Source organism: Nocardia asteroides (genome assembly GCF_021183625.1).
In the GTDB taxonomy this organism is placed as follows: Bacteria; Actinomycetota; Actinomycetes; order Mycobacteriales; family Mycobacteriaceae; genus Nocardia; species Nocardia asteroides_A.
The window spans coordinates 4998676-5011551 of record NZ_CP089214.1; the positions used below are offsets into that span (position 1 = coordinate 4998676).

The 12876-nt window shown below is 71.0% G+C and carries 12 protein-coding genes; 9 read left to right on the forward strand and 3 right to left on the reverse strand.

What is annotated here, in order from left to right:
• The first annotated feature begins 362 nt into the window (after positions 1-362).
• Positions 363-1766: an aspartate ammonia-lyase gene (locus LTT61_RS23165; RefSeq protein ID WP_233021155.1), complete on the forward strand. Its 1404-nt coding sequence runs from the start codon at positions 363-365 to the stop codon at positions 1764-1766.
• A gap of 3 nt (positions 1767-1769) precedes the next feature.
• Here LTT61_RS23165 and LTT61_RS23170 read toward each other — a convergent pair whose 3' ends face one another.
• On the reverse strand, positions 1770-2639 hold the full coding sequence (locus LTT61_RS23170) for an NAD(P)-dependent oxidoreductase (RefSeq protein ID WP_233016157.1): 870 nt from the start codon (positions 2637-2639) through the stop codon (positions 1770-1772).
• A 109-nt stretch (positions 2640-2748) separates the two neighbouring features.
• On the opposite strand from LTT61_RS23170, the gene LTT61_RS23175 reads away from it, so the two are divergent.
• From LTT61_RS23175 to LTT61_RS23195, 5 genes are all read left to right on the forward strand, one after another.
• Positions 2749-3732 carry a helix-turn-helix domain-containing protein gene (locus tag LTT61_RS23175; RefSeq protein ID WP_233016158.1) on the forward strand — a complete coding sequence of 328 codons (984 nt, stop codon included), beginning with the start codon at positions 2749-2751 and terminating at the stop codon, positions 3730-3732.
• Positions 3733-3867: 135 nt separating this feature from the next.
• A complete protein-coding gene (locus LTT61_RS23180) occupies positions 3868-5001 on the forward strand; it encodes an MFS transporter (RefSeq protein ID WP_420094826.1) in 1134 nt (377 codons plus the stop codon).
• A 153-nt stretch (positions 5002-5154) separates the two neighbouring features.
• Positions 5155-5787 carry a TetR/AcrR family transcriptional regulator gene (locus tag LTT61_RS23185; RefSeq protein WP_233016160.1) on the forward strand — a complete coding sequence of 211 codons (633 nt, stop codon included), beginning with the start codon at positions 5155-5157 and terminating at the stop codon, positions 5785-5787.
• A gap of 94 nt (positions 5788-5881) precedes the next feature.
• The gene (locus tag LTT61_RS23190) at positions 5882-7114 is read left to right on the forward strand and encodes an acyl-CoA dehydrogenase family protein (RefSeq protein WP_233016161.1); all 1233 of its coding nucleotides are present in this window, start codon (positions 5882-5884) and stop codon (positions 7112-7114) included.
• Between the two features lie 11 nt (positions 7115-7125).
• Positions 7126-7965: an SDR family oxidoreductase gene (locus LTT61_RS23195; RefSeq protein ID WP_233016162.1), complete on the forward strand. Its 840-nt coding sequence runs from the start codon at positions 7126-7128 to the stop codon at positions 7963-7965.
• On the opposite strand, the gene LTT61_RS23200 is transcribed toward LTT61_RS23195, so the two are convergent.
• Positions 7966-9192, reverse strand: a complete 1227-nt coding sequence (locus tag LTT61_RS23200) for an alpha/beta fold hydrolase (RefSeq protein ID WP_233016163.1) — start codon at positions 9190-9192, stop codon at positions 7966-7968.
• A 174-nt stretch (positions 9193-9366) separates the two neighbouring features.
• Here LTT61_RS23200 and LTT61_RS23205 point away from each other — a divergent pair, with 174 nt between their 5' ends.
• A complete protein-coding gene (locus LTT61_RS23205) occupies positions 9367-10203 on the forward strand; it encodes an exodeoxyribonuclease III (protein WP_233016164.1) in 837 nt (278 codons plus the stop codon).
• Here the strand turns inward: LTT61_RS23205 and LTT61_RS23210 are convergent.
• Positions 10200-10421: a hypothetical protein gene (locus tag LTT61_RS23210; protein WP_233016165.1), complete on the reverse strand. Its 222-nt coding sequence runs from the start codon at positions 10419-10421 to the stop codon at positions 10200-10202. The two genes, LTT61_RS23205 and LTT61_RS23210, sit on opposite strands and share 4 nt — an antisense overlap.
• 239 nt (positions 10422-10660) lie before the next feature.
• Here LTT61_RS23210 and LTT61_RS23215 point away from each other — a divergent pair, with 239 nt between their 5' ends.
• Together LTT61_RS23215 and LTT61_RS23220 are read left to right on the forward strand one after the other, a co-directional pair.
• Positions 10661-11881, forward strand: a complete 1221-nt coding sequence (locus LTT61_RS23215) for a helix-turn-helix domain-containing protein (protein WP_233016166.1) — start codon at positions 10661-10663, stop codon at positions 11879-11881.
• 44 nt (positions 11882-11925) lie between these two features.
• Entirely contained in the window at positions 11926-12840 is a 915-nt protein-coding gene (locus LTT61_RS23220; RefSeq protein WP_233016167.1) for a DUF6879 family protein, read from the forward strand.
• Positions 12841-12876 lie beyond the last annotated feature (36 nt).

Below are 12876 nucleotides of genomic sequence, written 5' to 3' on the forward strand. Positions count from 1 at the left end.
CAATCGACCTCGTGCGTTCCACCTGCCTCGCCGGAGCAATGCGCCCGCTCCGCCAAACGGTACCCGAAAACCGTTGGAACGCACGGTATCGCGGAGCGACCGGCGAATTGCGCCGCGCCCGGCCACGCGCCGTGCCGCTGCTCGACTCCGTCCAGCCGGAAGGATCGCCGCGGTAATTGTATTCGTCTGATGGGCAACGGATTACGTGTGCAAGGCGGCCGAAGCGATCCCGATGGCGGGCTCGGCCGCCGGGGCGCGACGTTTCCGGCCGGTGAAGCCCGCGTTGCGCCGAATATTCGCTTCGAGAGCCATATCTCGTTCGTCTTGACAGACGTCGGGCACACCGAGAGCGTAGGCCCGTGATGACACGAACCGAGCACGATTCGCTCGGCGACCGCGAGGTCCCGGCCGCGGCACTCTACGGAGTGCACACCGCGAGGGCAGTGGACAATTTCCCGATCACCGGCATCGCCATCGGGGCACACAGCGAGCTCGTGCGCGCGCTGGCCGCGGTGAAACAGGCAGCGGCACGGGCGAATCGCGAGCTCGGGCTGCTGCCCGCCGACATCGCCGATGCCATCGAGGCGGCGTGCGCGGAGATCTACGCCGGGGCCTGGCACGAGCACTTCGTCGTCGACGTGCTGCAGGGCGGCGCGGGCACCTCGACCAATATGAACGCCAACGAGGTGGTGGCGAACCGCGCCCTCGAGCTGCTCGGCCTCGACCGCGGCCGGTACGACCGGATTCACCCGATCGACCACGTCAACCGTGGTCAAAGCACCAACGACGTGTACCCGACGGCGATCAAGGTCGGGCTGCAGGCCGCCATGGTCGGGCTGCGCGCCGGGCTGAGTGAGCTGGTGGCGGCGCTGCTCGCCAAATCGGCGGAGTTCTCCGGGATCCTGAAGGTCGGCCGCACCCAGCTCCAGGACGCGGTTCCGATGACGCTGGGCCAGGAATTCGGCGCCTGGGGGCTGATGCTGCGCGAGGACATCGAGCGGATCACCGAGTCGGCCGCCCTGATCACCGAGATCAACCTCGGCGGCACCGCGATCGGCACCGGGCTCAACGCCCACCCGCGCTACGCCGAGCTGGCGACGGCCCAGCTGCGCGAGATCACCGGCTTCCCCGTGGTCACCGCCTCCGACCTGGTCGAAGCCACCCAGGATGTGGGCGCTTTCGTGCAGCTCTCCGGTGTCCTGAAGCGCACCGCGGTCAAGATGTCGAAGATCTGCAACGACCTCCGGCTGCTCTCCTCCGGGCCGCGGGCGGGGTTCAACGAGATCACCCTGCCGAGCATGCAGGCCGGGTCGTCGATCATGCCGGGGAAGGTCAACCCGGTGATCCCGGAGATGGTCAACCAGGTCGCCTACCGCGTCATCGGGAACGATCTGACCATCACCATGGCCGCGGAGAGCGGGCAGTTGCAGCTGAACGCCTTCGAACCCGTGATCGCGCACTGCCTGTTCGACTCCATCGAGATGCTCGGCCGCGCCTGCCGGATCCTCGCCACCAAGTGCGTCGACGGGATCGAGGCCAACGCCGAGCGGTTGCGCGGGATGGTCGACATCTCGATCGGCGTCGTCACGGCGCTGACCCCGCACCTCGGGTACCACGCCGCGGCCGAGGTGGCCGCCGAGGCGCTCGTCTCGGGGCGGACCGTGCCGTCGCTGATCCTGGAGAAGGCACTGATGACCGAGGAGCAGCTGGCTCTCGCCCTCTCGCCGGCGAACCTCGTGCAGACGGTTGGGCTCGGCGGGGCATAGGGATCACCGCGCGGCCGAGAGCGCGGGACGCAGGGCCGCGACCGCGCGGGTGAAGCTCGCGGCGCCGTGCCCGGCCTTCTCCTGCGCCTCGAAGATCCGCAGCAGCGGGTCGATGAGGTCGGTGCGGACGCCCGCGTCGGCGGCGGTGGCCTGGATGTCGGCGAGCCCGCTGCGGTTGACCGCCAGGTCGGAGAAGCTGACCGGGTACTCGCCGGAGTCGATCTCGTCGGCGAGCAGGGGGAGCAGGTCGAGCAGCGCGCGCAGCCAGGGGACGAGCAGGTCGTCGGTGAAGCCGCGGGCCGAGCCGCCGACCATGGCCGTGGCCTGGAAGAACCCGGCGAACAGGCCGTACATGCCGCCGAGCACCGCCATGTCGTGCAGTGCGGCCGCGCCGGGGTCGGTGCCGAGGTAGCGGGTGGTGCCCCAGGCGGCGAGGACGTCGGCGTGCTCGGCGCTCGCGGATTCGGAGCCGCTGTGCAGCAGCAGGCTCTCCGGGGTGCCGAGGGTCTGCGGCACGGCGAGCATGGCGCCGTCCAGGAAGCGGGCGCCGTGCTGCTCCAGCTCGGCGGCGAGCTCGCGGGCCTGGTCCGGGCGGCCGGTGGCGACGTTCAGCACCGTGCGGCCGCGCAGCCCGGGGCCGAGCGGGAGCAGCGTTTCGGCGGCCGCGGCGGTGCTCGCCGAGACGGAGACGATCAGCGGGCTCGCGGCGACGGCGCTCGCGAGCGAAGTGGCGACGGTGGCGCCGGTCAGTTCGGCGCCGCGGCCGGGGGTGCGATTCCAGACCGTGACGGGGTGGCCGGCGCGCAGCAGCACCGCGGCGATGGCGGAGCCCATGCGGCCGAGGCCGAGCACGGTGACGGGGGTCGAGGTCATCGGGAATTCCTTTCCAGGGGGTCGGCATCCAGTTTTCGGGCCGCACACCCCCCGGCGACAGTGGCAGGACCGACCACTTGCGAACGATTACTGCCATACCCTTGGCGGTATGCGGAACCGCACCGTCGCCCTCGCGCTCGCCCCCGGCGCGCTGCACCCCTGGGACCTCTACGAACTCGGCGTGGTCGCCGCCGTCTTCGGCACCCCGCAGCCCGACCTCGCCGACCCCTGGTACGAGCTGCGGGTCTGCGCCGTCGGCGGCGCCGGGGTGGAGCGGCCGATCGGCTTCGGCACGGTCATCCGGCCGGAGTACGGGCCGGATGGGCTGCTCGGCGCGGACACGGTGATCGTGCCGTCGGTCTCGCAGGAGTGCGTCGGCGCCGAGCGCCCGGTGCCGGCGGAGCTGGTCGACGCGCTGGCCGCCGCGCACCGCTCCGGGGCCAGGATGGTCGCGCTCTGTGACGGCGTCTTCGCGCTCGCGGCCGCCGGGGTGCTCGACGACCGCAGGGTGACGGTGCACTGGGAGCACGCCGAGGTGCTCGCGCGCAGGCACCCCCGGATCCGGGTGGACGAATCGGTGCTCTACGTGGACGACGGCGATGTGCTGACCAGCGCCGGGATGACGGCGGCGGTCGACGTCTGCCTGCATCTCGTGCGCCGCGATCTGGGCGCCGCCGTGGCGAACAAGCTGGCACGGCGGATGGTGGTGCCGCCGCACCGGTCCGGCGGGCAGGCCCAGTTCGTGGAGCTCGCGGTGCCCGAACGTCCCGCCGACGACCTCGGCCCGGTGCTGCAGTGGGCGCTCGCCCACCTGGACGAACCGCTCACCGTCGATGCCCTCGCCGCCCGCGCCGCCATGAGCCCGCGCACCTTCCACCGGCGGCTGCTGAAATCGACCGGCTCGACCCCCATGCGGTGGTTGCTGAGCCAGCGGCTGTCCCACGCGCGGACCCTGCTGGAGACCACGGCGCTGCCGGTCGAGCGGATCGCCCTGCTGTGTGGGCTCGGCACCGCGACCAACCTGCGCAGGCACTTCGCCGCCGGGCTCGGCGTCTCCCCGGCCCAGTACCGGCGCACCTTCGAACAGCGCTGAGTCCCGGGGTGGCCGATCTCACCCCGGGATCGGGAACCCCGCAGCGCCGCGACCGGGTTGCACGAGAGCGTGACTTCTACCGCGATCGCCGTCGAGACCCCGCGCACCAGCTGGCACCTGCCCGCCGTGCTGGCCATGGCGCTCGGCGGGTTCGGGATCGGCACCACCGAGTTCGTGACCATGGGGTTGCTGCCCGATATCGCGGGCGCCATGAACGTCTCCGAGCCGACGGCCGGGCACGCGGTCTCCGCCTACGCGCTCGGCGTGGTGATCGGCGCGCCGGTGATCGCGGCGGCCTTCGCGCGGCTGCCGCGGAAGAAGCTGCTGGTCGGGTTGATGGTGGCGTTCACCGTCGGCAATCTGGCGACGGTGCTCGCGCCGAACTACGGCACGCTGGTGGCGGCGCGCTTCGTGGCGGGGCTGCCGCACGGCGCCTACTTCGGCGTCGCCTCGCTGGCCGCCGCGAGCCTGGCGCCCGCCGGGCAGCGGGCCAAGGCGGTGGCGGCGGTGATGCTCGGGCTCAGCGTGGCCAATGTGGTGGGGGTGCCCGCCGCCACCTGGCTGGGGCAGGCATTCGGGTGGCGGTCGGCGTTCGTGGTGGTCGCGGTGATCGGGCTCGCGACGATCGGGGCGCTGCTGCGGTTCGTGCCGCCGTTCACCGGGATCGTCACCACCAACCCGCTCACCGAGCTCGGCGCGCTGCGCAGGCCGCAGGTGCTGCTCACGCTGGCGGTCGGGGCCGTCGGCTTCGGCGGCATGTTCGCGGTGTACACCTACGTCGCCACCACGCTCACCGATGTGGCCGGGCTCGGCGCCGGGCTGGTGCCGCTGGTGCTCGCGCTCTTCGGGGTCGGGATGGTGATCGGCAATATCGCAGGCGGGTTCCTGGCCGATCGCGGGGTGGATCGCTCGATCTTCATCGGCATGGTCGCCATGGTGGTGATCCTGGCCGGATTCGTCGCCGCCGCGCACAACCCGGTGACAGCCGCGATCGGCGCGTTGCTGGTCGGGGCCTCGGGCGCCGCGCTCGCGCCCGGGTTGCAGACCCGGCTGATGGATGTCGCCGCCGACGCCCAGACGCTCGCCGCCGCGCTCAACCACGCCGCGCTGAACATCGCCAACGCCGCGGGCGCCTGGCTCGGCGGTCTCGTGATCGCCGCGGGCTACGGCTACACCGCGCCCGCCGCGGTCGGCGCCGCCCTCGCCATCAGCGGCGTCCTGCTCTTCGCCGTGACCGTCGCACTGGCCCGGCGCACCCCCGCGCACTGACGCAGCGCGTCCGCCGCGCACGGACGCAGCGCACCTCCGCGCACTGACGCGGCGCGTCCGCCGCCCGCGCTCGTCGTAACCGCGCGGCCCGCGCTCGTCGCGCCCGGTCCGCGCGCACCCCGGCGCCGCCCGGCCCGCGCGTAGAATCCGCTGATGGCCAGCAGCGTGGCGGGCGGCCGCCGCACCCAGCACGAGCGCAGCAGCGCCATGCGTGAGCGGCTGCTCGACGCCACCGTCGACTGCCTGGTCGAGTACGGCTACGCGGGCACGACCACGCCGCGCATCGCGGCCCGGGCCGGTGTCACCAGGGGCGCCCAGGTGCACCACTTCGGCGCCAAGGCCGATCTGGTGGTCGCCGCGGTCCGGCACCTTGCGCAGCGCCGCTCGGAGATCGCGGTCCGCGAGCTGGACCGCGCCACCACCAGCGCCGACCCACTCGGCGTCGCACTGGAGCTGCTCTGGGAGACCCACCAGGGCCCGCTCTTTGCCGCCTCCGCCGAACTCTGGATCGCGGGCCGCACCGACCCGGTGCTCGCCGCCGCGCTGCGCGAGGCCGAGCCGGTGATCGACGAGATGGTCCTGGCCACCATCGCCCACCTGCTTCCCGCCGACCGCGACGCCCGCCCGCTCCGCGACCTCCTCTACACCGCCATGGACGTGCTGCGCGGAATCCTGGTCGCCGACTTCGTCGGCACCGACCCGGCCCGAGCCCGCCGCCGCTGGCTCCGCGCCAGCACCGAATTGCGCCGCACGCTGCCGGAACAGCCCCCCGGCGTGCCCCGCTGACACCGGTTGCGGCGAACCCGCCCCGCCCCCGCGGGCCCGCCGGTATGGTCACTTTCATACAAGCGTGCACGCATGTGTGCCGGGAGGAACAACGATGTTCGAGTGGTCCGAGACCGACCTGATGATCCGCGACGCGGTCCGCGGTTTCGTGGACAAGGAGCTCCGGCCCCGGCTGGACGAGCTGGAGAGCGGCGAGCTGCCGCCGTACCCGGTGATCCGGAAACTGTTCGCGCAGTTCGGGATCGACGCCATGTCGGACGAGGCGGTGCGCAAGTCGCTGGCCCGCGAGCGCGCGGGCGAGAGCGCCGATGGCACGGGCGAGGAGAACTCGCAGGACTCCATGATGGCGGTGCTCATCTCGGAGCTCTCCGGCGTGAGCCTCGGCCTGGTCAGCGCGCTCGGCGTGAGCCTCGGGCTGGGCGCGGCCACCATCCGGGCGCGCGGCACGCTGGCGCAGAAGGAGCGCTGGCTCGCCGACCTGATGACCATGCGCAAGGTCGCCTCCTGGGCGATCACCGAACCGGACTCCGGCTCGGACGCCTTCGGCGGCATGCAGACCACCGTCCGCCGGGACGGCGACGACTACATCCTGAACGGCCAGAAGACCTTCATCACCAACGGCCCCTACGCCGACGTGGTCATCGTCTACGCCAAACTCGACGACGGCACCACCGCCAAGCGCGACCGCAAGGTCCTCACCTTCGTGCTCGACTCCGGCATGCCCGGCTTCACCCAGGGCAAGCCGTTCAAGAAGATGGGGCTGCACGCCTCGCCCACCGGCCAGCTCTTCTTCGACGACGTCCGGCTCGGCCGCGACCGGCTGCTCGGCGAGACCGAGGAGCACAGCAGCGGCGACGGCAGGGAGAGCGCGCGCTCCAGCTTCACCGCCGAGCGGGTCGGGGTGGCGTTCCAGGCGCTCGGCATCATCGAGGAGTGTCTGCGGCTCTCCGTCGACTACGCCCGCGCCCGCACGCTGTGGGGGCAGGAGATCGGCCGCTTCCAGCTCATCCAGCTCAAGCTGGCGAAGATGGAGGTGGCCAGGATCAATGTGCGCAACATGGTCTTCAGCACCCTCGAGCGCGGCCGGGCCGGAAAGCCGCCGAGCCTGGCCGAGGCGTCGGCGATGAAGTTGTACGCCTCGGAGGCGGCTACCGACGTGGCCATGGACGCGATCCAGCTGTTCGGCGGCAACGGGTACATGCAGGAGTACCGGGTGGAGCAGCTGGCGCGGGACGCGAAGTCGCTGATGATCTACGCGGGCAGCAATGAAATCCAGGTCACCCACATCGCCAAGGGGTTGCTCGCCGACTCCGCCACCAAGCGCTGAGAGGAACTCCCATGGCAACGGCAACCACCATCGCTGGCAAGGTCGTCGTCATCACCGGCGGCGCGCGCGGCATCGGCTTCGCCACCGCGAAGCACCTCCGTGACCAGGGCGCCCAGGTGGCGATCGGCGATATCGACGAGGCGAAGGTCAAGGAGGCCGGCGCCGACCTCGGCCTGGAGGTCTACGGCAGGCTCGACGTCACCGACCCGGAATCCTTCGCCGCCTTCCTCGACCAGGTGGAGCGGCAACTCGGCCCGGTGGACGTGCTGGTCAACAATGCCGGGATCATGCCCGCGGGCCGCTTCGACGCCGAACCCGACCGGGTGAGCCGCCGGATCATGGACATCAACGTGCACGGCGTGATCGTCGGCAGCAAGCTCGCCACCCAGCGGATGGTGCCGCGCGGCCGCGGGCAGGTCATCAATATCGCCTCGCTGGCCGGCGAGGCGCCCACGCCCGGCCTCGCCACCTACTGCGCCAGCAAGGCGGCGGTGCTCGCGCTCACCGACACGCTGCGGGCGGAGTACCGGGAACAGGGCGTCGAGTTCTCCGCCGTGCTCCCGACCTTCACCAACACCGAGCTGGTCTCCGGCACGGCGGGCGCCAAGGGCATGAAGAACGCCGAGCCCGAGGAGATCGCGGCGGCGGTCGCCGGGCTGATCGCCAAGCCGAAGCGCCGGGTCGCGGTCACCAAGCTGGCCGGGGCGCTGGTGGCCTCGCAGTACTTCCTGCCGACCAAGGTGAGCGAGTATCTCGCGCACGCCTTCGGCCTGGAGAAGGTCTTCCTGGACGATGTCGACACCGCCGCGCGCAGCGCCTACGAGCGCCGCGCGCGGGGCGAGGACGAGTAGCTACAGCGCGCGCAGCCGGTTCCGGCTGGCATAGACGTGCTCGGCGATGAGCGTGGCGATCCGGTCCGGCGCCTCCAGCATGGGGACGTGGCCGACGCCGTTGACCAGGATGCGGTCGGCGGAGTCGGGGAGTTCGGCCAGGTAGCGGCGGGCGTAGACCCGGTTCGGGATCACCCGGTCGTACTCGGCGAGCAGGAGCCGCACCGGGGTGCCGAGCGTGGCGAGGTCGGGGAGCGCGGGGTGGCGCGCGCCGCCGAGCAGCAGGGGAACCATGGCCGCGCACTGCAGGACGGCCTGCACGGCGGCGCTGGAATCCCGGCGCGCGATCCGGCCCGGGTGCTTGGCCAGCGCGTACCCGGCCAGCCTTCGCACGACCGGGTTGTCCATCGGCCGCACCCCGATCCGCTTTCCCGCCTCGGCGAGCGGGACCAGCGCGAGGAACTTCAGCCCGACCCGGAACTGGGTCAGGCTCGGCGAGCCCCAGCCGCCCGCCGGGGCGATCAGCGTCAGCGTGCGGGCCCGGCCGCGCCGCGCCAGCTCGGCGCCGATCCAGCCGCCGAGCGAGTTGCCCGCGATATGGCAGGTGCGCCAGCCTTTTTCGTCGAGCATTCTTTCGATCTCATCGGCCAGTGTGCGCACGTCGAGGTGGCCGTCGATCGGAGGGCCGCCCCAGTGGCCAGGCAGCGCCGGTGCGAAGACCTCGCACCGTGCCGCCATCCGTGCCGCCACCTGCTCCCAGCAGTGCGGGGAGAGCAGGAAGCCGTGCAGGAGCAGGAGCGGGTCGCCGGAGCCGATGTGGATCGCCGCGATGGGCTGCGGGCGGGCGGGGGTGGGGCGCTTCGGTTTCGGTGCTGGTTCCGGGGCCGGGCGCACGGGTAGCGGCACTACCCGGCGGGTGCCGGAGGGGCGGGTCAGGGGTTCGGTGTCCGGGGCGGAAGCCGGCTGCGATCGGTGCGGTAGATCCGCGAAGCCCTGTGCGGCGTCTGCCTCGGCGCATGCGGTGCTCACCTCCGGTGGGGTGGATGCCGCCATGGACGGGGTGGTGGCCCTCGCGTCGAGGGCGGCGTCCGAGGCCACTGCGAGCGCCGGGGCCGGAAGCGGCTCGCCTACGGCGGGAGCCAGCGTTCGCGGGTCCGGAACGATCGCGTCGAGCGGCCCGACCCTGCGGCGGCGGACGAAGGTGGCGCGCGGGAAAGTGCGGCGGAATGAACCGGTGTCGGACGACATCGTCAACACCCCTTCCTGGGCGGTGACGGCGGTGTCGCGACGCCCGGGGGTCGTTCGCCGGGGCCGGTCGGCTCCGGAGTTGCGGAGCCCGCCGGTGCGGAGGGCTCCCGCGGACGCCCGGCGCCGGGTGTGGCGCCGGAAACGTACGTGTGACCAGCATTGTACGGTTTTCCGGTGCCAGGAATCATCACAACCGTGAACGTCAACGGCGTCCGGGCGGCAACCGGCAAGGGGCTGCTGGAGTGGCTCGCCACCACCGCGGCCGACGTCGTCTGCCTGCAGGAGACCAGGGCCAGCGACCCCCAGACCCGCGCCGCGCTCGCCCCCGCGCTCGGCGAGTGGCACCTGGCGAACGCCGAGCCAGGGGCGAAGGGCCGCGCCGGCGTCGCGATCCTCTCCCGGCGGGAGCCGTCGGCCGTCCGGATCGGCTTCGGCAGTGCGGAATTCGACGGGAGTGGCCGGTACCTGGAGGCGGACTTCGACGGGCTGACCGTCGCCAGCGTCTACGTCCCCTCCGGCGACGTCGGCACCCCGCGCCAGGACGAGAAGTCCCGCTTCCTCACCGAATTCGGCGCACACCTGGCGGCTCGCGGCGGTGCCGCTGTCGTGGCGGGCGACTGGAATATCGCGCACACCGAGCGGGATTTGAAGGCTTGGAAAGCCAATCGCAAGTCGTCCGGGTTCCTCCCCGAGGAGCGGGCCTGGATCGACGGACTCCTCGCCGACGGGTGGGTGGACGTCGTCCGCGCCCTGCACCCCGAGGGTGACGGCCCGTACTCCTGGTGGTCCTACCGCGGCCGCGCCTACGACAACGACGCCGGCTGGCGCATCGACGCGGTCTTCGCGACCCCTGATGTCGCGCACTTCGCGGAGTCCGCGCGCGTGGAGCGGGCGGCGACCTACGCCGAGCGGTGGTCCGATCACGCCCCGGTCACGGTCGGATTCAGCGAGCTTCCGGGGATCACCGGCACCCGGACCGGCACGGCCCTGGTGGGAAGCCGCACCTCCTAGGTGATCAGGTACAGCCGTTCGTTCGGCAGACGGCGAAACTGCGGAGCGCAGTCGCTGTCCACCCGCACCGCATCCACATACCGGCGTTCCGCGTGCTCCTGCACGAAGATCAGCGCCGCCGTCAGGCAGGCGATGTAGTCCAGCGGTATTCCGCCGAGCCGGATGCTCAGATGCACGTCCGGCTCGTCGGGCGCCGGAGAGGCGGGCATCGGCAGCACGGGACGTTCTCGCCCGCCGGGAGCCGGCCCCTCCCAGTTGCGGAGCGCGACTGCGACGGCTTCCAACGTCTCCGCTGAGACAGTGCGGTGTTGCCCCCGTATCCGAGGATGCGGAACACGTTGTGGCAGTGACCTTCTCATCAGTTCCCCCTTCGCTGCCTGGTTCGCGCTCGACACCAGGAGCGGAGGAGCCGATACCCTTGATGCGAGGTGACGCCAGGCGGGAAGGTGGTCCCACGATGACAATCGACGAACTCCCGATCGGGATGCGCATCAAACGGCTCCGGACACGGAGGGGCATGTCGAGGCCGGTGCTGGCCGGACTTCTCGGCCGGTCCGCCGAGTGGGTCAAGGCCGTGGAGAACGGCCGTATCAAGACCCCGGCGCTACCGATGCTGCTCCGCATTGCCCGGGCTCTCGAAATCAAAGACCTGGCCGAGCTGACCGGAGACGGTTACGCGGTCCCCGTCGGCGTATTCGCCGGCGAACGACATGCGGCACTGACCGACGTGCAACAGGCGCTCACCGATTACCGAATGCACAACGCGTCACGACCGGAATCGGTGGGGCACCTGGCGGTGCGCCTGAATCAGGCTTGGACGATTCGCCATTCCAGCCCGGATCACAGAACACAACTGGGTGCCCTGTTACCCGGTCTTATCCGGGATGCGCAGGGCGCGGTACGAGCCGGCGGACCGGACCGCCGATCCGCACGCCGGGTACTTGCGGGCGTCTATCAACTGGCGGATTTCTACGTCGCCTATCAACCCGCCCCTGAGCTGGTCTGGCTCGTCGCCGACCGGGCATTGAACGAGGGGTACGAATCCGACGACCCCTACGTCATCGCCTGTGGCGCCTGGGCGATGGTCCAGGCGCTGCGGGATTCGGGGCGTTGGGAGGAAGCGATCGGCCTCGCCCGGACAGCGGGTGAACGAATCGCTCCCTATCTCGATCGCGACAACACGCCGAACGATTGGCGCGGCATCGCTGGGGCGCTGGACGCCGAGCTCGCCTACGTCCACGCTCGCCGCGGTCGGCATGGTGAAGCATGGGCATACTGGGAGAGGGCCGATCGGGTGGCCAGTGCGCTCGGCGCTGACTATCGGCACGTCCAGACCTCGTTCTCGACGCCGGTTATGGCAGCACACGCCACGACCCTCGGCGTGGAATTGCGACGATCCGGAGAAGCGGTGCGGGCAGCGAACAGCTTCGACGCCGGCAGCATCGCGTCGGTGCCGCGACGATCCCGCCACTTCATCGAGGTGGCGCGAGCACACACGCAGCGTGCTGAACACGTGGTCGCATTCGCGCTGCTGGACAAGGCGGCACAAACCGCGCCCGAGACTATTCGGTACAACGGTTTCGCGCGGGAGATGTTGCACGGGTTGCGGAAGAATCCGCCGTCGGGGTTGCGCACCGATATTCGGCGATTGTGCGATGAGGTCGGTATCGCGGCGTAGTCGGGCAGTGCGCGGCAGTGTCACATCGACGCAAGGATTCGCGGGTGGGCGCACGGCGTGATCACTACCGAGACCCGGACGCGCCACTTCCGAACTCGCTGAGGCCGGGGGCTGCGGCACTGGTCACCGATGAGTGCGGACGCGTGCTGATGCAGCGCCGCGGTGACTCGGGCAACTGGTCGCTTCCCGGCGGGATCATGGAAGTGGGTGAGACGCTCGGAGAGTGCGCTGTCCGGGAGACCCGCGAAGAAACCGGGCTCGATATAGCGATCACCGGACTGCTGGGCATCTATACCGACCCCCAGCACGTGATCGCCTATGCGAACGGCGAGGTCAGACAGGAGTTCGCGGTGGTCTACTACGGCCGGGTGACCGGTGGGGAGATCGCGGAGTCCGACGAGTCGACGGAAGTGAGATTTATGCTCTACCTACAGTCCGAGCCGCCCGACTGGACCGCTCTCTTCGACGAATGCCGAGCGGAAGCGTTCCATCTGGAGGTCGGGGACGTCTACGCCGTGCCCACCGAGTCGGAGCGATTCCGCCGCTTCCTCGAGGGTGAGCCCGCGCTGCCGGACGAGCACAAGAACCGGTGGAACGATCTCATCCGAGAGACCACGCGAAGGGGCGTAGTCGTCGGCCGGGTGCGGGTCGTCACCGTCCCGCACACCGACTACCACCGCTGGCTGCTCTCGGTGACCGACACGAACACGGCCGCGGGTGAGGACATCCGATACGTTCTTCGGCATCTCGCTGGAGAGGTCCCGCCCGATGACTGGTGGCTCCTCGACAACGAACGGGTCGTCTACAACATGGTCGGCGCGGACCGGAAACCGGCAGGGCTGGCGGTGACCGCCGACGCCGGAATCGTCGGGTACTGCCGGAGTGTGAAAGAACGGCTGTGGGCGTCGGCCATCCCCTATGGCGAGTACGTCGGCCGTGCCCGAGCTACCGACGGGTGACGTAGATTTCTCTGTCATGACGACAAGCCGCGCGAC